The sequence below is a fragment of the Limnospira fusiformis SAG 85.79 genome (assembly GCF_012516315.1).
GTDB lineage: Bacteria > Cyanobacteriota > Cyanobacteriia > Cyanobacteriales > Microcoleaceae > Limnospira > Limnospira fusiformis.
On record NZ_CP051185.1, the window covers coordinates 5,564,068 to 5,587,090 of the forward strand.

24 protein-coding genes and 3 pseudogenes are annotated in these 23,023 nt (G+C 40.2%); 16 read left to right on the top strand and 11 right to left on the bottom strand.

Annotated features, from left to right (window positions below; all coding sequences use genetic code 11):
- Positions 1–320: 320 nt before the first annotated feature.
- Positions 321–860: a hypothetical protein gene (locus HFV01_RS25820; RefSeq protein WP_006622102.1), complete on the top strand. Its 540-nt coding sequence runs from the start codon at positions 321–323 to the stop codon at positions 858–860.
- A gap of 81 nt (positions 861–941) precedes the next feature.
- Here HFV01_RS25820 and HFV01_RS25825 read toward each other — a convergent pair whose 3' ends face one another.
- From HFV01_RS25825 to HFV01_RS25835, 3 genes and pseudogenes are all read right to left on the bottom strand, one after another.
- Complete coding sequence (locus tag HFV01_RS25825) at positions 942–1,523, bottom strand: DUF3611 family protein (RefSeq protein ID WP_006622103.1); 582 nt, start codon at positions 1,521–1,523, stop codon at positions 942–944.
- A gap of 95 nt (positions 1,524–1,618) precedes the next feature.
- On the bottom strand, positions 1,619–2,743 hold the full coding sequence (locus tag HFV01_RS25830; RefSeq protein ID WP_150105310.1) for an RNA-guided endonuclease InsQ/TnpB family protein: 1,125 nt from the start codon (positions 2,741–2,743) through the stop codon (positions 1,619–1,621).
- Positions 2,744–2,750: 7 nt separating this feature from the next.
- Positions 2,751–3,299 (bottom strand): annotated as a pseudogene (locus tag HFV01_RS25835) (IS607 family transposase); the annotation flags it as partial.
- Positions 3,300–3,371: 72 nt separating this feature from the next.
- Between HFV01_RS25835 and HFV01_RS25840 the strand changes: the two are divergent.
- Positions 3,372–4,037, top strand: a complete 666-nt coding sequence (locus HFV01_RS25840; RefSeq protein WP_006622105.1) for an acyl-CoA dehydrogenase family protein — start codon at positions 3,372–3,374, stop codon at positions 4,035–4,037.
- A gap of 279 nt (positions 4,038–4,316) precedes the next feature.
- On the opposite strand, the gene HFV01_RS25845 is transcribed toward HFV01_RS25840, so the two are convergent.
- The 6 genes and pseudogenes from HFV01_RS25845 to HFV01_RS25880 form a co-directional block, all read right to left on the bottom strand.
- The gene (locus HFV01_RS25845) at positions 4,317–4,523 is read right to left on the bottom strand and encodes a propionate--CoA ligase (protein ID WP_193521346.1); all 207 of its coding nucleotides are present in this window, start codon (positions 4,521–4,523) and stop codon (positions 4,317–4,319) included.
- A 398-nt stretch (positions 4,524–4,921) separates the two neighbouring features.
- Positions 4,922–5,197: a hypothetical protein gene (locus HFV01_RS25850; protein ID WP_006670752.1), complete on the bottom strand. Its 276-nt coding sequence runs from the start codon at positions 5,195–5,197 to the stop codon at positions 4,922–4,924.
- A complete protein-coding gene (locus HFV01_RS25855; RefSeq protein WP_006622108.1) occupies positions 5,194–5,550 on the bottom strand; it encodes a hypothetical protein in 357 nt (118 codons plus the stop codon). Before HFV01_RS25855 ends, HFV01_RS25850 begins: the two co-directional genes overlap by 4 nt.
- Positions 5,550–8,410: pseudogene (locus HFV01_RS32235) on the bottom strand (tail fiber domain-containing protein). Before HFV01_RS32235 ends, HFV01_RS25855 begins: the two are co-directional and overlap by 1 nt.
- A gap of 40 nt (positions 8,411–8,450) precedes the next feature.
- Positions 8,451–8,801, bottom strand: a complete 351-nt coding sequence (locus HFV01_RS25875) for a hypothetical protein (protein ID WP_006668643.1) — start codon at positions 8,799–8,801, stop codon at positions 8,451–8,453.
- Positions 8,802–8,837: 36 nt separating this feature from the next.
- Positions 8,838–9,632: a hypothetical protein gene (locus HFV01_RS25880; protein WP_006668642.1), complete on the bottom strand. Its 795-nt coding sequence runs from the start codon at positions 9,630–9,632 to the stop codon at positions 8,838–8,840.
- A 74-nt stretch (positions 9,633–9,706) separates the two neighbouring features.
- Between HFV01_RS25880 and HFV01_RS25885 the strand changes: the two genes are divergently transcribed.
- From HFV01_RS25885 to HFV01_RS32250, 14 genes and pseudogenes are all read left to right on the top strand, one after another.
- On the top strand, positions 9,707–11,473 hold the full coding sequence (locus HFV01_RS25885) for a hypothetical protein (protein WP_193520513.1): 1,767 nt from the start codon (positions 9,707–9,709) through the stop codon (positions 11,471–11,473).
- 32 nt (positions 11,474–11,505) lie between these two features.
- On the top strand, positions 11,506–11,697 hold the full coding sequence (locus tag HFV01_RS32240) for a hypothetical protein (protein ID WP_006622118.1): 192 nt from the start codon (positions 11,506–11,508) through the stop codon (positions 11,695–11,697).
- Between the two features lie 41 nt (positions 11,698–11,738).
- Positions 11,739–13,394 carry a hypothetical protein gene (locus tag HFV01_RS25895; RefSeq protein ID WP_318285970.1) on the top strand — a complete coding sequence of 552 codons (1,656 nt, stop codon included), beginning with the start codon at positions 11,739–11,741 and terminating at the stop codon, positions 13,392–13,394.
- 228 nt (positions 13,395–13,622) lie between these two features.
- Complete coding sequence (locus HFV01_RS25900; protein ID WP_006625548.1) at positions 13,623–13,868, top strand: hypothetical protein; 246 nt, start codon at positions 13,623–13,625, stop codon at positions 13,866–13,868.
- Positions 13,869–13,945: 77 nt separating this feature from the next.
- On the top strand, positions 13,946–14,293 hold the full coding sequence (locus HFV01_RS25905) for a hypothetical protein (RefSeq protein WP_035759582.1): 348 nt from the start codon (positions 13,946–13,948) through the stop codon (positions 14,291–14,293).
- 591 nt (positions 14,294–14,884) lie between these two features.
- Entirely contained in the window at positions 14,885–15,376 is a 492-nt protein-coding gene (locus HFV01_RS25910; RefSeq protein ID WP_193520515.1) for a hypothetical protein, read from the top strand.
- A 63-nt stretch (positions 15,377–15,439) separates the two neighbouring features.
- The gene (locus HFV01_RS25915) at positions 15,440–15,784 is read left to right on the top strand and encodes a hypothetical protein (RefSeq protein WP_193520516.1); all 345 of its coding nucleotides are present in this window, start codon (positions 15,440–15,442) and stop codon (positions 15,782–15,784) included.
- Complete coding sequence (locus HFV01_RS25920; protein WP_193520517.1) at positions 15,774–16,187, top strand: DUF1064 domain-containing protein; 414 nt, start codon at positions 15,774–15,776, stop codon at positions 16,185–16,187. Before HFV01_RS25915 ends, HFV01_RS25920 begins: the two co-directional genes overlap by 11 nt.
- Positions 16,184–16,561: a hypothetical protein gene (locus HFV01_RS25925; RefSeq protein ID WP_006622127.1), complete on the top strand. Its 378-nt coding sequence runs from the start codon at positions 16,184–16,186 to the stop codon at positions 16,559–16,561. The genes HFV01_RS25920 and HFV01_RS25925 overlap by 4 nt, the downstream gene beginning before the upstream one ends.
- Positions 16,562–16,563: 2 nt before the next feature.
- Positions 16,564–17,298, top strand: a complete 735-nt coding sequence (locus HFV01_RS25930) for a hypothetical protein (RefSeq protein ID WP_193520518.1) — start codon at positions 16,564–16,566, stop codon at positions 17,296–17,298.
- Between the two features lie 77 nt (positions 17,299–17,375).
- The gene (locus tag HFV01_RS25935) at positions 17,376–18,575 is read left to right on the top strand and encodes a P-loop NTPase family protein (RefSeq protein WP_035759578.1); all 1,200 of its coding nucleotides are present in this window, start codon (positions 17,376–17,378) and stop codon (positions 18,573–18,575) included.
- Positions 18,576–18,609: 34 nt separating this feature from the next.
- Entirely contained in the window at positions 18,610–18,819 is a 210-nt protein-coding gene (locus tag HFV01_RS25940) for a hypothetical protein (protein ID WP_006670878.1), read from the top strand.
- A gap of 62 nt (positions 18,820–18,881) precedes the next feature.
- A pseudogene (locus HFV01_RS32245) lies at positions 18,882–19,153 on the top strand (hypothetical protein).
- Positions 19,146–19,475: a hypothetical protein gene (locus tag HFV01_RS32250; protein WP_006622135.1), complete on the top strand. Its 330-nt coding sequence runs from the start codon at positions 19,146–19,148 to the stop codon at positions 19,473–19,475. Before HFV01_RS32245 ends, HFV01_RS32250 begins: the two are co-directional and overlap by 8 nt.
- Positions 19,476–20,592: 1,117 nt before the next feature.
- On the opposite strand, the gene HFV01_RS25955 is transcribed toward HFV01_RS32250, so the two are convergent.
- Both HFV01_RS25955 and HFV01_RS25960 read right to left on the bottom strand, forming a co-directional pair.
- Complete coding sequence (locus tag HFV01_RS25955; RefSeq protein ID WP_006622136.1) at positions 20,593–21,996, bottom strand: site-specific integrase; 1,404 nt, start codon at positions 21,994–21,996, stop codon at positions 20,593–20,595.
- 150 nt (positions 21,997–22,146) lie between these two features.
- Positions 22,147–23,023, bottom strand: a protein-coding gene (locus HFV01_RS25960) for an IS630-like element ISAtsp1 family transposase (protein ID WP_318285974.1) whose coding sequence is annotated in 2 segments (ribosomal slippage) — positions 22,147–22,209 and positions 22,211–23,023 — 876 coding nt in all. Because the reading frame shifts where the segments join, the coding sequence is not laid out codon by codon here.

A 23,023-nucleotide genomic window follows, 5' to 3' on the forward strand; every position in this document is an offset into this window, starting at 1 on the left:
TGTTTTTGTAAAATAAGCTACAGAAATTGTTGTATCTTAGTAAAAGAGGAGTATAAGTAATCAGCCCAAACTCTCTTTTTCCCATCAAATACCCCATTAGGGATTTTGATAAATTTAAAAAACCCCTTTAAAGTTCGTCTGCTTCTCTTTTATTAATTAGACTGATTGCTTTTGACTTTTTATCAATCAACTTCTCAATCAACTCCGTAATTGTTGCCAGTCAGCGACATTGACTAATCCTCAATGATTAGGGGGAATTTTTTTATCTAAAAAATCCGGAATTCCGTTGATTTAAAATTACCAATTAGGATAGCATTACCATGATTAATACTCTAAATGAAGCCAATATAAACTTATTACACAAAGTGCAGAAACTTACTGGCATGAGCCAATTTGAGGCAGAAGTTGCGATCGACAAAATCACCAAATCAACCCCCTCTGGCTTCATGAACATCAAAAACCTTGAGCGAGAAGGCAAAACTACCCCCGACATTCAACTGGTTAATAATTTTGTGAACCGTATGCCTCCCTACCAAGGCACTATTTATCGTGGTATCCCTTTTAGTAAATTAGAAAAACTGCAATCTTTTCTGACACTTATTCAACGCAATTGCGGATATACTATTGACTATATGACCAGCTTTACCTCCGATGAGTTAGTAGCGGAAGATTATGCTTATTCTGCCTATCCAGTAATCATCAGGATTAAAAATAATATTTCTGGCATTTCAATTAAAGAGTTTTTAATTTACAGCGAAAATGAAATCATAATTCCCAAAGGAACCCAATATCGCTTAACTCATTTACCGAAAGTAATTGAACCAGAAGAAATTTTATATATTGACATGGAAGAAATTTAAAATCATGCTCTAGGGGTGGTTTCTGGCAAATGTTCCCCCACCCGTAGAGACGAAGGAATCACCCGATCATATCACCCGCCCTTATTGCTTATAAATCTGGTCAATTAACCAAATTGAGGCAACAATACCGACAAAGTGGGCTAGAATGGTGTGATTGCTGGCGAGAACGACAATCAGATCTAGAGGTTGGATAAAGTCGCGAACAGTACCGGTTCCGAATACTAACTGGGAAGTAGGTTGAGAGAGGGCTTTAGCAAATAATATCCCACCGATCGCCTCTGCCGCAATGAGGGTGAGAGTCATTCCCACCAAATTACTAATTAGGGTAATGCGAATTTGCTTAATAGTGTCAGCGCGGGAAGGTCGCTGCGGTCTACCCTCTCGTAAGCGTTTAGATAGGCGAGTATAAGCATAGGCTTGATAGGTACTGAACCCCAACACCAACAAGCCAGCCACGGCAAAAAAGAAACCGCCGCTAGTCACGGCGGATGTACTCCCGCCGCCGGTAGTTTGGGCGGCTACAGCCGCAAAAAATAGGATAATGGCAGAAATTACAGCTAGGACAAGCTGCGCCCAAAAACAGATCCATCCCGCCCTACGGAGGGCAACAGCAACTCGCTGGGCGGACGCAGGTAAAGCTGGGCGTTCAGATGGATTAGACATTGTTTGAGGCTATATTTTGACTTGACCAATGGTAGATAATCAGTTCGGTGTGCTACATTTAACCTGTTCAAACCTGTACAAAAATTATGAAAGCTTTACACAGATTGAAAAAGTATCGCATTGTCTTGGAAGACAACGGCAGTAGCCTGCAAAGCACGAAGCATAATGTTTCGTGCGCCTACCCAATCACGGGGTGCTGTATAGCCGCAATTAGGACATTTAAAAACCTTACTTCCCCCTAGTTTCTCATGGATTTTACCACAATGGGGGCAGGTTTTAGAGGTATAACTTTCGTTACAACGAACCACTAAAACACCTTTTCTTTCTGCCTGTTGCATCAGATGTTTAGCAAATCTGTAGTGACTCCAAGTTAACAAGTTTTTCACTGACTTAGAGTTGAGCTTTCTACGAGATTTTAAAACCATTTGACTAGAATTAAAAGTAGGAAGAAAGATAAGTTTATAGTGATTAACCAAGAAATGAGCGACTTTCTTATGTAAATCATCCACTAGGTTACGAATCCGCTCCCGCATTCGATGAGAAGCTTTACGCATTTGATCTCGTTTTCGTTTAATTTTACATTGGCTAATCCGGCTCATTAAAAGGTCTAAATGGTAGCAAAGGCGATTGATTTTGCCAATATCATTAGTGGCAAAATCAGTAATGGATTCACCATCATAACCCACCAAAAAGGAGCGCACACCAGGGTCTAAAGCCATAACTCGCTTTTGCTCTGTTGTTTCCCGCTCTTGATACTCTGGAAAACAACCATACCATTTACCCCTTGCGTATTTTAGTTGTGTTCCATAAAGGCAATTCTTAGGTATAGCTTGAGGTGAAGTAAAGGTTAAACCTTTAGTTAAACGGGGATACCAAGCCCCATTTTTAAAGTTATTCACCTTGAATTTAATGATTTGAGATGGTGCTCTACAGGACTTGAATTTGACTTGACCACCGGCTGCATTAGCTTGTTTAAAAGCATCGAAAGCATCGGCTACTGCTTCCTGTAATTGATGTCCTGGTAAAGATTTCACCCATTCCGGTTTGTCACTATCTCTGACTAACTTTTGGCAGTCAAAACAGCTCCCTTTATAGCCATGTTTAAAAGTGGCAATGGTATAGTTATAAATCCACCGATAAGCAGCTAACCAACGTTTCCAAACAGCCTGTAATTCTTGACCAGGATACAATCTCACCTTCCTCAATCTGTTCGGAGTCATCTTGCTTGTCTGATGACGGGGTTTCTTTTTGAAGTTCTTTACGGGCTGGTTTTTCGTACTTTCGTAGTCCGTAAATCCGAGCAGAGAAACAGTGGAGGATGGACAAGATATCGCTAACGAGTTCTTGTTCTGGAGAGAGACTCTTTTTCCTGAGAACCACGAATTAACATCCACTTTCTGCACATAACCATTCAATGAGTGGAAATCCGAAACGGACAAGCCTATCGGCGTGAGCGATGACAAGTGTGCCGATATTTCCTTCGTATATTCGTTCCAATATAGCGAGGAATTTTCGCCGTTTAAAATTGAGTCCACTGCCAACTTCTGTAAGAATTTATGCTGTTGGGTATGCGCTGCGTAGAAATTCAGCCTGTCTAATGAGGTCATCCTTTTGGGAATGGGTGCTGACTCTTGTATAACAGACAATGGGCTTTTGTTTCTCGGCTTCTTCGATGATGTATCTGCGTTGGTTGCCAACGGTACGAACGGCTTTAATTGCGCCGAGTTTTTCCCATCTTCGCCAGGTGGCAACGCTGGGTGTAACATATTTTGGCACTTTAACTCCGGTTATTGTGGTGGTTGCTATTGTAACAGGTTTTTGGTTTGTGTGTAGGTTTGAGGAAGTTTTTTGTTACTAGCAAGCACGTCAGACCTGCTGGAAACCACCAACACCTATTTACAAACTGCCGTCGCCCCTGTGGCGGCTGAAATAGATCGCCAACCAGAAGCATTAAAGCCGGCTTGGCGGGGGTTAGGGAAACTAGGAGTTCTGACTTTACGGGTCGGACCCGCCCCAGTAACAGCAGAAACCTTCGCCCTATTCACGGAACAAATAGCCCGCTATTCTGGGGCTTTAGCATTTTTGCAGACCCAACATCAAAGCGCGGCGGGGATGCTATCCCTAAGTGATAATTCTACCCTCCGAGAGCAATATTTACCTGAGATGAAATACGGAACCGTTGGGGTAGGAATTGGTTTTTCTCATTTGAGACATTCTGGAAAGCGAATGGTGACAGCATTAGAGGTTGAGGGAGGGTTTCAGCTTAACGGAACAGTTCCCTGGGTGACAGGATCTGGCATTTTTGATCAGTTTATCCTGGCGGCGAGTTTACCAGATGGGCGGGCGGTGTTTGGGATGGTTCCTTTTCGGGATACTCAGGGAACTCAGGGGGAAATTAGCCTGGGTGTACATAGGTCTCTTTGTGCTATGACTGCGACTAATACGGTTACTGTGAGGCTGACTGATTGGTTTTTATCAGCTAACCTGGTGGTGTCTATCCGGTTAGGGTCATGAACCCTAAACCCCTACCCTAACTGCAATTACCGGAATTTACTTAACCCGATAGTCGTACCGTTACACTTAATATGCACTCCATTCAGTCTTAGCACACGGGACGATTAGTGCATATCCCTTAGCAACAAAACTTAATTATTGACGGGTTAATCAATAAGCACAACTTAATCAATCTGTCAAATACCCACACCTCCCCTCAACCAGACACCGATAGGTTAACTCCCTTGTGATACCCGTCAATGGCAAGCCTATCGGTTCGTACCTCACCATTGACTGCTATCACGTCGGTCGTTTCCCCAAAGAGTGTTTGTTCCGGTTGAGGGGAGGATATGTTTCAAAATCAACCACGATAGCCGTAGGTAGCCGTAGGGGGGAACCCGCTAGGGAATCAACGTACAAAGATATCAGACCGCCTTTCCGTGGACTAGACCTATAGGGGAAACTATGTGCGATCGCAAAATCTAAATCATCTCCTACCGGATCCAACCCGATACCCCTAAACAACTTTTCAACTGGTGACAATTACCGAGATGGGAATCGATACCCACATAATCCTTAGCAAGTCTCTAGTCTTTGGTGGTAATCACCCCGTGCGGAAACCGATACCAACATAATCAGTTCACCCCCAAAATCTTAGCCGTAGGTTGTAGGTAAAGCTATCTGTTGGGGGTAACTTAGTTCTGGGTAATATCTGGACATGATAGGGTAGGCATTCATATAAATCATTTACACTCCTGTACTGCAGGAGTGTAACGGGGTAGGCTCAATGATTTTTTAACATTCTACACTCCTGTAATACAGGAGTGTATTCAAAAAATACATAGACACCCCCTACAGTCAGAAACCATAGGGGGTCATTAAGTTATTGGGGTAGCTGTTAGGCGTTAGGGCTTACGCCAACCATCATCATCAATATCATCTCTGTTGATTGGGAGATGGGGTGATTGCTTTTTGCCCCCTAACTGTTGTTTACAGGCTATTTGTTCTAACGATTTTTTAAAAAACTCAAATAATATGTCTAACTTTTGATTGTTTAAATCTAGTTTTGATTCGATAATTTTATTCTCCTTGACTATCGCATACGCTGAACACAAGACCACAATTATTATCAAAGCTAATTCAATAATTATGAATCTTTGACAGATTGATATTGTATTCATTGCATTAATCTCCAAAAATAAAGGGTAAACCATTTTATCCGTTCTAACGGGTCAAATACCGCATAAAAATTACTATATGGTGGTGATTCAATTATTTGATATTCATTTAGCCAAATAGTTTCACGTTTAACCATCATATTCTGCTTCATATCATTGTATGTGTAAAATTTCAACCAACCCGCCATTTTCCAGTAAGTAGAAACTTGGTCTGCATCAAATAATATCCTTACAAATTTGCTACCTGATATATCTGGCAATCGTTTACCTCCGTGTGAGGTATCATCCTCTTTGATAAAATATTGGTTGTAAGCTAAAAACCAATTAGTTTCAGATATATCATATTTGTTAGACATTATCTCACCTGCTTGATTACATTATCGTTATCCGTGTCACACCATAAATCACCTACACTTAAACCGATAGGGCTTGTCGGTAAATTACTGATATTACCATTTGTAGATGCTGTGGGTTTACCTAGTGACTCTACTTTCGCTGACAATTCTTGAATCCCTGCCACTAATAAAGGAACTAATTTTTCATAAAGAATCGTCAGATAATCTATTTTTTTGTCGTCAACTTCAGGGCTATCTGTGTGGTCATTTTTAACTACTTCAACCGCTTCTGGATAATATTCTTGAACTTCTTGTGCGATTAATCCTATTTTGGCTTCTTTGTCACAAAAGCCATGCAACTCTGCTAATTTATTGTATTTGAATTTAATTACATTCAATTTTTTGATTAAATCTAAGCTATTAACATTCTCATTTAAAACAGTTTTAAACCTGATATCCGAAGACCCTTTGACATAATCCCCGCTGTCATTAATGTACGCAATATTTGTGCCACCTAGTCGAAATCTAGTATGTATGTTTGACGAACTTAGACCGTTGTCTTTTATGAGATACATTTGATTGTTATATACGTCTATTGGATATCTATCGCTAGGAGCACCTCGCCAAACATTACTTTCAAGAAAATTAATACCATGATATATAAATACTCTAGGATTAGCCTCTGCTTCAAGTCGCATAGAATAACTTCCCTGATGAGAAAACGCCCAGCTATTCCCTCCAACTCTACTATTTAGTACTAAACTTGCCGTACTAGCAATAGACCCTATTCGGCGTATGTCAAACCCCCTCCAAACATTAAAATTAATAAGCATATTTCCATCGGGGAAACTTTCATCAGTCGTAAAAGTTACTGGATTATTTGTTATGTTAAATGTTTTAATTCCGGTTATTGTTTGATTTCCAGAGGTTCTTAATACAGTTGAATCTACATTAATTGTTCTATTAGCTGCTAATGTTCCCCCACCACTTAAACCATCTCCTGCGGTTAATGTAATGTTTGAATGAGTATGAGTTGTAGGTGTTCTAGCATCAGATAATCTACTATCATTACCTTGACAAGCTGTTCCCGCTGTAGTCCCATACGCTACAGCCCATGTAGTAGCAGCACTACCATTAAAATTATTTCCAGTTAATCCTGTACCATTTGTTAATGTATTTGGAGTATTTGCAGTTATCGTTATATTAGCGCTGCCATTAAATGAGGTCCCATTAATAGTTCTAGCTGTTTGAAGTGTAGTTGAAGTTGAAGCGTTACCTACTAAATTACCAGTTATACCAGCGCTACTAAATAAAGCTCGTTGTACACCACCAGTTGTGATTGCTAACTGGTCAGCAACAGGTCGATAAATACCTGTATCTAAATCGCCAGTCCAACTAAAGCTAGGTAAATTAACAGTATCCGAAGCATTACCTAAAAATTTAGCAAAGTCTACTGTACCTGACCCAGTTAAATTAGTCATACCACTATAGCTACCAGATATACTGGCATTTGGTACAGTACCAGATAGATTAGCTGCATTTAAACTGGTAACAGGAATAGTAATATTAGCACTGCCATTAAAACTGGTTGCTGTACCTGTAGCCGCACCAGATAATGCAATTGTTCTAGCTGTAGTTAATGTAGCTGAACTTGATACACTTTTAACTGAGTCAGCAGTATTATCTACGTTACCTAGACCAACATCTCCCTTAATTAAAGTTACAGCGCCTGTCTTACCAGCAACTGAAGTGACTGGAGCAGTAGGCAATGTTGTCCAATTCAAACTACCAGCAGTTGCACCCGCAGTTAGTACTTTACCGTTGTTTGTGCATCAGTGGCAGGTACGTGTAAATTACCATCTGTAGTTGGGTGAACGTAATTATTTGCGCTTGCAGCAATTCCATTTAACTTAGTCTTGTCTCCCAAAGACATTAAACCAGCGGTGGAAGTTGTAGCAACAGGTATAGTTACGTCAGTACCAGTAGAACTTGTAATTGTTCGAGTGTCACCTGTACCAGAAATAGAAAGGTTAGTGGATTGATGAGGCGCAGAGTTAATAATGGTTGTACCTGATAACGATATACCTGTACCTGCGCTATATGTTGTATTCGGGGGAGTCCCCAGATTAGCGGTGATACCATTAGCGGTTTGGGTGATACTGGTTACAAATGTACCGCTACCAGAGGTAGCTACTGGTAAACTGAAAGTAGTACCACTAAGAGTTAAACCACTACCCGCTGAGTATGTGGTATCCCCTATCAACGCAGCAGCAGGGAGTCTAGCAACATCGATAATACCAGATGTAATATTAGAAGCATCATGATTATGCGGTGTTGGGGGGAACGTAGTTGGTGAGCCTGTCACCTCATTCCACGTAGGCCACCTAGTGGCAGTCGCTGGGATAGATGTTATCTCACTCCAAGCATGGTTGTGAGCACTAGGAGTAAACGTAGTAGGTTTAGAAGTCACTTCAGCCCAAGACGGCCAGCGTGAAGCGGTAGCTGGAACACCTGACGTAATGTCAGCCCAAGCATGAGTATGCGCTGAAGGCGTGAACGTTGTCGGTTTGCTTGTAACTTCAGACCACGTAGGCCAACGGGTTGCCGTAGCTGGTTTATCCGCCACGTTTGCCCAGTCACTTGCAAAGATAGTCGGTTTGTTCGTTATTTCAGTCCAGCTATGGGAATGAGTAGATGGGGGGAAAGTGCTAGGTTTATTAGTAATATTATTCCAGGATAAATCAGTTAATTTGAATAAATTAGTATTTGAGTCAATAACTGCCTGTACCCTTTCATTGGTTAAATACAGATTGACTTCACCTTCTGGCAAGTCATCGGTTGACTGCCCAAATCTACTAGAGTAAATATTAAAATTAGTCATAATAAAGATTCCTCAAAAAGGGGGATAATCCCCCAACTATTTAATCAACAGTTACAAACTCAACTACAGTTACCGAAATATCTGCAACAGACTCGGCAATAGCTTGTAGTTTACTAGCGCCAATAGTGAGCATAACAGTATCACCCGGCTTCACAGAAAATGCGGCATTAGCTACGGTATTTTTTGTGGGGTCTAAGATTAAATGAACGGGTACATTAGACCGATTTTTGATAAATACATTACGCCCGTTTGTGTTAGCTTTTACTGCCACTAATTCGGCAACTGTATTAGCCGTTAAACTAATAGCGGTTGTAACGGGAGTACCCGGTATCTTAGCAGTAATATTGAGAGTGTCTAAATTTAGAGCGCTACTATAAACTGAAAAACTCATAATCACCTACCTCCTAAATAATTCCATTGTAGCCGGTTAGTAAGTGATTGTCTGCTCTAACCCGACAATCTGCGAAACACTATCCTCTGTTATCCCGTAGATACTAGCAGTAGATTTTAACTCGTCATCCCATGCAGTGTTAGGCGGTAGCCATAAACATTGACCTGGTATGCAATTGCTGATGTGTCCATGACTAAACCAAACCCCAACGCTACCCGTGTTCTGTAGGTGTAAGCGATATCTGTGAGTATTAGCAGCACGAATTAGGGTGGGTGTGTTACCTACGGAAATCCCAAAATTTTCGGGTTGGGTCAGTGATGGGGTTTTTGGCAATGTGTCTAGTTGGTATTCTGCCATACCAAAAATATTAATTGAATCATTGTTGTGTAATTGAGTCAGACACCTAGCTTTTAATACAGAATGTGAATCTATGGCTAACCCTTCTGTTTGATTGGTAATCAATTCGATTAATAAATTTTCGGTATGAATTCCCCCGTAATAAGGGAGTTTTATAACACCTAGATTTAACCCGCTTTCTGTGGCTAGGTTCCAATAAAATATCTGTAAGTCTATAGAACCTTGTAACACATCTTGTTTCTTTTCCCACCTTTGGTAATAACTATCTTCTGGGTAAATTTTAGGTATTTGTGATTGATTGATACTAGGGATATAACACCTAGCGTTCAAACTAGAAACATAGGCATAAGCAGTAATATCATAACGAAATCTATCAGTTATCAAGCCTTCTAAGATTGCGCCATTAAATAACTCTACAGCGTTATTCCAGTTACTAGCGTTAATTTCCGTAGCAATATTTCTAATTCCCCGCATGAATAGTCCTCAATTATCTTGTAATATTATATAATATTTCTAAGTTATTGATTGGTCTCATGTAGTCGTTTGATATGGTGAAAGATAGTATCAGGTCAAGTACGCCTAAAAATGTTGGTAGGTCTGGTGGCGTAAGTTCAGGTTTAGCGGGAGATTTAGGCGACCAGACATCTTCAGCAATGGACTTTGGTAGGGGTTTGCCGTATGCAAGAGAAAGAGATAGAGCGGGTATTCCAGGATTGGTAAATCCTTGGGACCCAATTACTAGGGTACCGCGTGGAATTAAGCCAGAAGACCATGGCAGGTGGAAACGAGAGGATGACGAACAGCGAATAGATGAGGAATATCGGCGGCGTGATGTCAAAAAAGAGGCAACCGTTAAGGAACCGCCAAATAGAGATGAACCAAAGGGAGGCAAAAAACCTAAGGGAGGTAGTAGTGGTGGAGGCGGTAGTGGTCGCAGCTTTGGGGGTCCTAATTCAGGCGATAAAATAGATGATGATAAAGGAAGGCGACCAGACGATAGTAGTGGTGAATGGCTCGAAGAACTTGAGAGGGCTCTTGAGTTTAGAGAATATTCGTGGGATTGCAGGCTATTTATGGTGTATATGCACTACCCGGACGGGACGTGGGATATGGGGACAAGTAATCCTGTTACATATAATCACAGTTTTGACTTAGTAACACCGGATGAATTTCCTAGTCGCAGAAATTTAGAATATATTGTCAACAGAAATGGAAACATCACAGAAGGGACAACACGATTATTTCCAAGAAGCTGGTGGTCTGAATATACTATCTCGATTTATGAATCAGAAGGGGGGGAACACATTTGTTCATTTAATAAATTTGTTCTTAGCCAAGTTGGCGCGAGGAGGGGGCAAATCTATGGGATTCAAGCTATGGGGAATAACATAAAATCGTTTGTCGGTATAGTTAAAAATCTTAGAAACCGTACCGTATATTATGAACAACGATACTCCGGTAATTGGTCTAACCCAATAAGAAGGACAGGTCCAGCCAGGTTTGCATCTGATGTAATACAGAGTTATGGTAGAAGTTGGGCAGCTACGCATTATTTGCATGGCTATCCATTAGGGTATAGGTATATATTCAAAAATCTAGGAATCCATCCAATATCAATAGATACGAGTACGTCCTCCGATAGATATATCTACCGGAATCCTACTGAAACCTGCAATTGGGAAGAGATTATTCCGCGTAAGATTAGAAGAATTTGGATACCAGACATGAATGAAGAATGTTGCGGAATGATTAGAAGGATTTATGAGTTTTTAGACCCTGAATCCTTTCCTGCTGAAATGCCAGAAAAAATAACAGTTAATGCCGAGAATACAGAAAATAGAATTAAACGAATAAACACATTACCAGAATGGCTGATGTACAGGTTTGACATCGATGACGAAAGATGGGGTGAATTTGAAGTTAAAGTAGAGATTGATGATGTCAATCTCATGACCAAAGCCGAAGAAAAAGCCGAAATCAAATTACCTAACTTAGCTGAATCAATTGCTGAAATATTTGGTATGGTAATGGAAATTGCTATTAGTCACCAAGTTACCCAAAATGCTGTTTTAACAGCATTACACGAAGCAGGTTTAGCTCACGCGGCGGCGTTTAAAGCAGGTAGGGAAGTGTCGGAGATAATCGACTATTTGGGCTTTGCTACCGAGGAAAAATATGAAACAATTAAAACAGCATTTACCCCGGAGGCTGATAATTTTGAGGAGCTACTGGGACCCAATGAAAGCAAAATTAAGATTACCAACCAGAAGGATGCAAAAGAAACATTACAAACAACATTAAATCAAATTCAATAAATATTTGCTTACGCGCTCAAGGTACTTTACAGGTGAACAGTAATGACCCAGCAAAAGACATATTAGCCGATTTAACGCGGTTATATGATTCAATGAAAAAACCGGATGATATTAGAGAACAAGAAACCAAGAAAGTACAAGAATTACTGAAAAAAGACTTTCCTGATATCAAGATAGAAACCGAATTGATTGATGGCGATAACCCACTAAGAGGGACTTTGTAATGGTTGCCAGAAGTGCAAGAATGCTAAGGAGTACTCGTAGCTTGTCTAGTCGTCAAACCCGTAGCAGTATAGGTAGAAATGGCGTTAGACAAGTTAATTTAGCCCAAAGAACATCTACCCAAGAAGTAGGTTGGTTTGGCAAATTATGGGCTAAAGTTACTGGTAAAGTTGTTGAATGGGGCAAAAGTTTTGGAGGTTGGCTATGGGAAGGAATTACTAAGTTTTTATCTAACTTTAGCTTTGAGAAAGTAGCGAGATTTATTACCTCTAATTGGGATTCTTTCTGGAATTTTAATTGGAATATTAGCGATAGCGATATTGATAAAAACATCCAAAATATTGCCGGACAATTTATAACCACCACGGCTGGGTTCTTAGGTAATATGGCTGGGAAATTAGTATGCGGTGTTTTACCAGTAGCAGGTCTCGCTTTTATCAATAAAGCGGCTGCTATGCACGTAGCATTAAGCAAGGGACCTGAAATGCTTATGGAGGTATCTACAGCATTCGGCTCATACGTTAAACAGTCATTTAATATGGCTATGAAAGCAATAGCATGGACGTTATTTAAACACGGTAGACGGGTTGTTAAAATGTTTTTAACAAAAAGCCCAACAACACTAGCAAGGTCTATTACTGGAATGATTCCCGGTGGTCAATCAACAATCGAAAAATGGGGTGATGAGAAAGGTGAAGAATGGAGTTTTGGGAAACAAAGAAGGGAAGCTAGAGAGAAATTACCAGAAAAATATGATGGTAATATAAACACTATTTGGAACCAAGACAGTTCCGAGGAGTTCTGGGATGAGTTTAGCGATAACTGTAAAGAGGCTATTGTGTTAGTCGCTCAAGGTTTGGATGAGTATATTGCACTACAAAGAATAGAACAAAATAGACAACAACAATTAGTTAACGCTGTGGTAGAGACTGGTGGAGAAAGATTCAGACTTGTGTCATCTTTGAGAAATTTACAGGAAAATGTTGCGAGTACATTAGCTCAAACTGAAATACTAGGGAATAGGGATATAGGTCAATTTGTAGGGTCAGGTGATTTTCAGGAAATCAGTACATCAGCTAATCTTAAAATACAGTTAACCTTTGTTTTGTACAACTACGAAAAACCACCGTACTGGACTAAAGATAGGCGGTCAACACTGCCAAAAACTCAAATAGAGTTACCGTCGGTTAGTAGGGATAAAATTACATGGGATAGGTTACAAAGGATATTTACTCAACCCAGTAAATCAGCCTTTACTAAAGGGAATATTAAGGTTACTTGTACTATGAGCAATGGCAGAAGATTCTCGTTTTTGGTTAATGAATCAAGCAAAAACGAAGCTGAAGCTCTATGCAAAGAGTTAGTTGATTTAACTGACGCTAGGATAGTTTACCCTATTACTTTTGAGGAAAGAAAAGGTTTTGGTAGTAGGCAAAATGCGAAAAGAATTAAAGAGAGTAAAATGTATATCAGTGAAGTGAAAATACTTAACTGGGAATTAATTGATAAATTTGAACAAGCTAAAATCGACTTAGGTGAAGCTAGTGTTTTAGCAATGTATCAGGACCCTAGAAAAGCCAAAGTCAAAATCCCTCTACATTTTGAGAGAAAACCTAGTTGGGTTGATAATGCCATACGGAAAGCCACGAGGACATCGTTAGAATTAAAAACTGGAAATCAACCCCCAACTACAACCTAATCATTGAGTCATATCAGTCACTAACTATCATCCACGATGAAAGAGATTACCAACATACTTAGACATGGTTAAACTGGTAGTTAGCGTAATGTTGGCATTGGTAGCGTACCGTCGCGTTTAACTCAAAAGCTGCTACATATATGTAGCTTCTGTTGCAAAAACTATAGCAGCCACAATCAGCAAATACACTGCTATAGTCTAGGTATTGAATAAAATCAAGGTGAGATTATGGCTACTAAGAAAACGCTAGGCGCTGCGACACTGGAAAACCAATTACTTGAAATTATTGAGCAAACCCAACGGATGCAATCTACTGCAAGTAATAATCCTGATGGTGCAACCGTAGTCACTGCTTATACCCGAAATATGGCTACAGGTCTCGTAACTGTCTCATTGTCAATTCCAACAGACGATGTTTTAGACCCTACTGACGGCAGTATTGATGTAATAGCTACAGAGCTATTTGTTGATTAATGGATATCGGGTAGGCGCTAATATCATCGTTTTACCTACCCTGATTTAGACAATTTAGAAAAAAGGAAACTGATATCATGCCTTTAGCTGACGCATGGAACAAATACAAAGATGATTGGATAGCAAACTTAGCAACAGCCAAGGGTCCACACCTAGGCAGAAGTTTAGTAGTTGAAGTTCCAGTGGATGCAACTTCAAAAATAGGCGTACCTATGCCTATGCTTTTACTCCACACTTTAAGTGGAAGTTCAGTAACTAATGAGCCAGCCAATGTTAGGGAATTAACCATTTGGAGACCACCTGTTAGCAATACTTCCACGCCTAATGCTAACAGACGTAATATCCTAAGAGGAACTCGAGTAAGAGCATACAAGAAGTCTGAATACACCCGCTTCTTTGTTGAGGCCCCGGTTAATCCTGGCTAGTGGCGTAAATACACCCAAACACGGGTAGGCGAAAAAATACTGAGATTTATCAGTATTAAAGCACCTCCTATCGTTTCTGTTAGTGGCTTGTTATATGTATTTGCTCACTATTTTACTATCAAGCCAGCATCATTAAGAACCTATAACAGTATGTTCAGAATTCCTAGCAGTGATGGGCTTGCCCTAGCTAACCTGGGTGAATTAACTGTTGGGAGAAGTGAAGGCGCAAATCAAGTACAGGGTGATATTCCTGCTAATGCCCCGACTAAAAGAGAAGGCGGTAAGAACAAAAGTAAGAAAGGATAAACCGCCAAAAAGCAAACAATGTAAACTAACCACTATTTTTTTAGATAGTGGTTTTTTAGTTAAGTTGTCTGTGGCGATAATTTAAATATTTCACAATTATGGTATAAAGTCAATACTTGTTATATCGGTTTTGCTTATATATTTTTTGTTTATTTATAAGTATTAATTATGTTTAAAATAATAATCATAAATAACAAAAAATATTAAAAACAGTGATTTCCAACTCAATAACTCAATCGTATTTTTAAAAATTGATTTTGTCAATGAGTTGGAAATCACTGACAGATGCCTAAAAACAAAGATACATTAGTAGACCAAAATACCGCTATTTACCAGCTTGACAAAGACAGCGTAAAAACCAAGGATACACATGGACTCTCACCTAGTGAATATCTGGCAATCTTAAAAAGGTTCAGCAACTTTGCCGGATTTCTTGACCAGGTAGTTCCTTATCTGCCATATCCCAAAACATCACCTATCTACACATTAAAAGAAAAGTTGGTGTTTGCATCTGTAACGGACGAAAAGGACTTTAATCTGGAATTAACCTACTCTGAGATTATCGCGTTAAAGAATAGCATTAAAGCTATTCTAACTCTGATTAAACTTGGTGGTGGTGTCAGGGTGCCACGTAAAGTTTCTGGTGCTATTGCTGACGATATCGCTGCCTTGGAGGGTCACTTTTTTAATCTCTCCGATAATCATGTTGACCCTGATATGCCCGAATCATTGCCTGACCCTGACCCGTTTTCAGATTGGCTTCAGACTAACGCCTAATTAGCAAAAAAAAGGCTACCCGTGAAAAGGTAGCCAATACACCAAACATCGAGGACTATCACCATGATATCAAAGCACTGGAAAGAAGTGCGGTTAAATCTCAGGAATATTAAACTTGACCCGTTGATGTATGTGGGAACGTCGTTTGCTATAAAGGTTCCTAACTATGCAGGAAGAGGACGACTTCAATGGCAATTAACAGCCGTTAAGTTTGATAAAGAATTTCTGGCTTATTGTCTGGGAGAAATGATTAAAAAATTAATTCCATTACACCCAGATAAAATTGAGGAAATTCTCAACGAGGCACTCGAATATTATCGAGCGGAATGGAGGATTTATCAAGCTGAATCTGGTGGAGATAGAGAGCCAGATAATGAAACTTATTTTGGGGAGATAAATGATGATTAACAAGTATCATGCCAAAGGACAATACTACGACGGGCATTACTTTGGGTCAACATTAGAGAGCAAGGTTTATCACCTACTCAAAAAGTATGATGACAACCTATCAATACACCCCCGATTAACTTTGGTTGATGGTAAGAAACCTTGGCGACCAATTGCTTGGAAACCTGACTTTTATAGTCCAGTTTTCAACCAATACATCGAAGTAAAGGGAGCGCTAACACCTGATTTTAAACTCAAGATGCAATTGCTTCATTACCTTAATCCCGGAATGATTGAAGATATTTGGTTTGTCACTCGGAACAGGTCTTATCGCTGGCAAGGTATTTATTTAATGAATATCGATGAGTTCCAGCGACATCTGAAAGCACAAGAATTTAAGTTAACAGGAGAACATCAACCGTGAGAAATCTACACTATAAAGGCATATTTAGCCTCAATGGTGAACTTGTGCAAACTCACTACAATCCGCATGAATTTGATAAAACTGCAATCATTGTGGCTTATCAAATTCTGACACATATTGAGGAACACAAAACACCTGAAGTAAAGAATATTACCTATCAGGTAATGGGTAGTTACAGACCACGTGGTGATTATCAAGGCTCTGCAATTATTAGACTTATCAAGCAAACTCACTTAGTTAAACTTGTTAAGGAGTCAAGACTTCGAGTCTATTTATCTGGCAATCCACTGTTTTGGGCTGCTTGTCGCCAAATTGCAGCCAGAATCGAATCACCTAACACAATCAACAATCAACAATTAACTGAGGAAGAGTAATCATGAGTATTGGATATTACGGTAAAAAAGATGACGATAAATTCGCATTCTGTAGCGCGGTTAAACCGGGAGAATCTGGAATATATTTGGAAATCACTAGCGCTATGTTTGTTGTACAATCGCCTCACCTGTGGCTTATTGGCTATGGATTAAGTGGTGATTTCCAGAACTTCAATGATAGGTCGTGGAAATTTGAAGAGCAATTAATCGCAGTACGCTTTTGTATTGCTGAGTACTCTAGTGAATATCAAGGGAAAAAACGGGAATACAAGCCTACTTCGGTTGAATTAGCGTTACTGCATTTAGTCGAAAGTGACGCTATGCTGACAAACGGTAAAATGATGTTCACGGGAACTGTAAATCTAGGACAATCAGCCACACGGGTAGCCGAGCGACTCCTTGAGGTAAATAGTGAGAATTCAAATGATTTTGAATCAGCCAAGAATAAGCATGATTTAGCACGATTTATCCTCGAATACAGCACAGGATTAGATACCTTTGAATCCACTGTTGCCGGATACACTGTACAAGAAGCCATTGATTTTGTTGAGTTAAAGTCTGGCAAAAAAAATGGTAGTTTTGGCGGTAAGGCTAAATATAAAACCTGGGAAGAACGGGTTGAGTCTACAGCAAAAATTCTTGATTGTGAGCCTGATTTTGATAGCCTATACAGCAAGGTTAAAAAATTGGACGCTGATACCCTAATCGCGTTACTTGAGTTAATGAAACTTAGCTAATTACCACAAAAATTCCCCCCAATATTGGGGGGGAATGACTACCATACAGCAAGCCAACATATTGAGAGGCCACTACCATGTCTGAGGACTATTTAGATTATAGGCTAATACGCGACTCATTGGCAGATGAATTAGAGGAAATAATCGTTGATGGTGCATTGGGTGAACAAATAGAGTCAATATGTAGAGCTTGTGCTATCCTACCCTATCCGGATGTTCAATTCCCAATTATTACTAGCTTTATTTGCTCACCTGTCACGCTAATGTCAACCGCTGGGTGCCTGTTTCTTTGGGGGTCTAGTGGAACGGGTAAAAGCCAGATAGCTACTATTGCGGCTTCACTATATAACGCCGACACAGTGTTAGCTAACAGTACATTTGCATCACTGAGAAACAAGATACAACAAGAAAGATATTACGACCCATTACGGAGTGAGTTTGAACGTAATTTTTTATTGGTCTGGGAAGATATCACCCCCAATTTATTAATTGAAAATGAAAATATGCTTTCACTGTTTAAAGTCTTCAACAGGAAAAATAGCCGAATAACAATTAGTAGTCAAACACCCGGTCAAAACATGATTTTTAATGCTTTCGCTTTAAAAGTAATTAATTCAATACATCCTTTATGGACGTTTTGGGAACTTAATGAATTAAAACGCCGTATGTTTCCTATGTGGTTTAAAAAACGACAATCAATGACAAGTGAAGAATATGCAGGTAATCAATTTGAATTGTCAGAACTTTCGGATATTGAGGATATAAATCTTGGTAAGATATCATCTCGCTTAGAAATGTTTTGGAGAGATATGAATAATTGCACTAATTATGCTCAAACCAAAAGAGGACTACAAAAAAGGAAACAAGATATAGCTAACTACAGATTATCCATTGATGTAATCGCTACACATTCAATGATATATAAATCATCAATGGATAATTCAATCAAAGTATTTAACCATTACTGGGAGTTAGCAGAAGATAAAATATTTACAGTATCTAGCGGTACAGAACAATTTTTAGATAGCTTTATCACTCAAAGTATTGAGAATAAAACTAAACAAAATGAGCAAGCGATAAAGGCAGGTTGTCCTGAGTTAATTGAAGCGGTGACAGATATTGACCCTAAAATGCTAAAAATAGCCATAGAAACCGCTAAAAATGATGGTTATTTAGATTCACGGGTTACTGTAAATGAATTAACCAATTTAATGAAAAACAGAGGTTATAACATGATGAATGTTAACGGTAAAAACCTGTGGAAGCAAATCATTTAACTTCCAATTAGTTCATTGACCTAGGAGAACAAAAATGATGACAGATATCAATAATCAAATGTTTGTAAAGTTTAAGACTATGGTAGATAGTCTAGTTTACAACAGCAACAAAGAAGAGGGTTTGGCAACATTAAAGTCAATACTAGACGACTGTGAAACAGAATTAACCATTACTGAACTTAAAAAGCAATTGCTGATTAAGGAGCTGAATTACACGAAACACTTAATGGATAAAGTTCAATAAATATTCGTCCGCAATGACGGTAAACTACGGCAAACAACACACTAAGAGGATAAAACCATATCATGAACGAAGAACAAGCAAGGTTGATGGTTGTCGCGGAATTAGCACGTGATATTTACGCCCAAATGATGTCACGAGATATCCCCTACGCTAACCAAGATACCAGGGTGAAATTAGCCGAAATCGCCCATAACGCCGCTGTTGATTTTATGGCGGTACAAGAAAAGTGGGTATCGTCTCAAGAGACAGTTATTCAGCCAGCATCATTTATGCCCGACTTTAGTGGCAATGGTTACAGTAGCGATATCTTTATGGGGGTGACTTCAATGCCTAAGTTATTGCCAGTAATCAGCCTACATACTGGAAATTTCAGCAATTTTCTGCTGGGTTATGGTGGAACTTGTGTAGAACTAGATACGCCTGAGTGGTTTAACTACCTGAGAAAAAACAAGTCATTTTCGGTTGAGTTAAACGGCAAAAGGTTTACAGCTTGCAAAAAAACGTCAATCAATGGCTTTGCATACTGGAATCTGAAAGGTTGGGACGGTAAAATCAACCACCATATCTATATCGGAAAATCTGACCAGACTACCAATGAGAAGATTCAACAGGCTGCTATAGCTATGTTTTATCGGTGCAACCCCAAGTTGGCGTAAGCCCTAACGCCTAACAGCTACCCCAATAACTTAATGACCCCCTATGGTTTCTGACTGTAGGGGGTGTCTATGTATTTTTTGAATACACTCCTGTATTACAGGAGTGTAGAATGTTAAAAAATCATTGAGCCTACCCCGTTACACTCCTGCAGTACAGGAGTGTAAATGATTTATATGAATGCCTACCCTATCATGTCCAGATATTACCCAGAACTAAGTTACCCCCAACAGATAGCTTTACCTACAACCTACGGCTAAGATTTTGGGGGTGAACTGATTATGTTGGTATCGGTTTCCGCACGGGGTGATTACCACCAAAGACTAGAGACTTGCTAAGGATTATGTGGGTATCGATTCCCATCTCGGTAATTGTCACCAGTTGAAAAGTTGTTTAGGGGTATCGGGTTGGATCCGGTAGGAGATGATTTAGATTTTGCGATCGCACTCCCAAGAATCCCCCCAGTAATAATCATGGTTTGACCCCATAGACAATCACTACGGCGATCGCACATAGTTTCCCCTATAGGTCTAGTCCACGGAAAGGCGGTCTGATATCTTTGTACGTTGATTCCCTAGCGGGTTCCCCCCTACGGCTACCTACGGCTATCGTGGTTGATTTTGAAACATATCCTCCCCCCAACCGGAACAAACACTCTTTGGGGAAACGACCGACGTGATAGCAGTCAATGGTGAGGTACGAACCGATAGGCTTGCCATTGACGGGTATCACAAGGGAGTTAACCTATCGGTGTCTGGTTGGGGGGTGATGTAGCTATTTGACAGATTGATTAAGTTGTGCTTATTGATTAACCCGTCAATAATTAAGTTTTGTTGCTAAGAGATATGCACTAATCGTCCCGTGTGCTAAGACTGAATGGAGTGCATATTAAGTGTAACGGTACGACTATCGGGTTAAGTGTTTCCCGGTTATCCCGGCTAGAATAAGGGTTTAAGTAAAATGGCTCTGGCGGGATTTGAACCTGGTTTAAAGGCTATAACTCCTATTCTACCGTCACTCTAATGCACTCAAAAGCGATCGCACATTCAGGAGTTAGTGTAAAATGAAACCCCCTAGGTATTTAGCCTAGAGGGTATTGTGTTGTGGGTTTATTGGGGATTAATCATCAAGCTGGTAAAGAGCTCTGATAATTGCCTTAACCTCTGGTAGGTCTGGATTAATGCCAATATTAATCAGGATTTGTTTCCCCATCTCTAGTGGCAATGGTTGTTTTTGATGTCGTGTCAGGATACCTAGCTCTGTGGCAAGGTTGCGGCGTTTTTTGTACTTGCTGTCATTAATTGCCACACTGTGACCAAATGAGCGTGCCCTAATTTCCTGTGGTATCCCGTTCATCTCTCCCAGTTGATTTCCAAGATGTCGGAAAGCGTAGGCTTGGGTAAATCCCCAATTGTGATTTTTAAGCCATAACCTATGGTTATTGTTAAAACTATTAGGGTCTTTAGATGTTGTAATAGGCAAACAAACGTTATGAATCCCAAGACGGTCAATCAAAGCATTGTCTTTTGACATTGGGATAGCTAACCGTTGACCTGTTTTAGTGCTTGCCCCAAAGTAAGTAAACTCACCAATCACTAACACTAACTCAATGTTATTGGAGTCACTTATTGCGGGGAACGTTATGCCGTCAACCGTGATATCCTTGGTTAAGTTTTGTCCTGCTGCAATCTCTGATGGTCTCAATCCATATAAAGCACACATTGCCGATACCCAGCACCAACCATCACGCGCATTATTGTCTGTAACGGTACGATAATCAGTGTTGCGTTCCTTGTCTAGTAGGTTTAGTAGGGTATCCAAATCTACACTTTGAAATTTCATAAACACCGTCTGAGTTGAGTCAATTTTTTCTAGTTTCTCTAGTGCTTTTTTACAACCAGCACGTTCCGCCACTTGTTTTAGTCGGTAGTATCTATCCTTAAAGGTTTTACTACCTACCGGACTATCACCATTCTTTAACGGGCTATATAGCGCTTCCTTGATACCCTCCCAGGTGACGGAAGCATCCCAATCTGTCACTTTGTTAAATACATCTAAAAAGCAACAATTGAATGAACTTTGGTCACTAACTATATTGCGGGAACGTTTCCGTTTAGTGTTCTTGTGTACCCCATTAAAGTAATCATCTTCCATCTCTTTAAACACTTGGCGATAGGTGATTAAGTCGTTTTCCAAAGGGGTTTTGTTTTCATCAAGGATAGTAGCCTTGTACCAGTCCAGCCATTCAGACACCGACTGAAATTGTCCGTCAAGGGATTTATGAACTAACCAGGCCTTATCAACGGCCTTACGGATACCCTCAGAAGTGAACTGACAATTACATCCTCGCTGCTTACGCCCTCCCGTCTCCGGGTCAGTAGTGATGTCTAGCTGAATTGTCCCCCGGTTACGCTTAATCCTGACACCTTTGGGACATTGTTTGCGGGATAGGTTGAAAAACTCAAGAATATCTTCAAAGCCTTGATATGTACCACTATGTGTACTGTTTGTACTTGCACTCATTTTACACTAACTCCTGAATGTGCGATCGGCATTGAGTGCATTAAAGTGACGGTACAATAGGGGTTATAGCCGTTCTAACCGGTGTCTATACAGCCTGTGGGGTGGATACACGAGAATGATCTAAAGAAGGTATAGCATTAGTCAAGGTGGTTAGGACGCAGCTTTGAGAACGGAATCCATGGCATCATGGAGAGAATCAAACTGCTCACGTGCAGTGGCGAATACGGGCTTTCAGCCACGACCAACATTTCTCTATCTTGTTGAGGTCTGGCGAATAAGGCGGAAGATAGAGTAAACGGCATTGAGCTGCCTCCACCAGTTCAGCAATCCGTCCCCCTTTATGAAACGTTGCATTGTCCAATACTAGAGTCTGACCTGGCTTCAATGTTGGAATTAAGATGAACTCCAACCACAACTCAAACACTGTCCGATTACAACAACCCTCAAAGCTAAAGGGAGCTAAGAGTTGTTGATGACACCATGCGGCTATATAGCTTACCCTGCCCTGCCTCTTCCCTGATTTGAGTGCATGGAAGCGTTTTCCTTCCTCGCAGTAACCATAAGGGTAATCCGAGTCCTGACTATTCATGCCGGCTTCATCGAGGTAGACCACTTCTTCCGGCTCCATCTGTTCAATCTGAGCCATAAACTCCTCTCGCTGTTGCTCATCACGTTCTTGGTAGCCGTAAGTTTTTTTTCTGGTGAAGCCAATTTTCTTCAAGGCTCTGGATATGGTGCGAGGAGAGATGTCGTCATCCCAAAGTTCAGCCATTTGAGCTGCTGTTTTGTCGCCATGCTCTTGGGCAAAAGCCTTGAATTTTTGCCAGTCGGTAATTTTGTGGTTATTGCCAGGTCGGTGATGAGGTTTAGGGAGGAAGTCTCCGGTCTGTGCTTTTCTTTGCAGCCAGAGATTAATGGTGTTCCGGCTGACATGGAAAACTTGACTGGCTTCTGTTTTGGGCATACCGTCTAGTTCAATGGCATCAATAACTTTTTGTCTGAGGTCGTAACTATAGGGGGCTGGCAT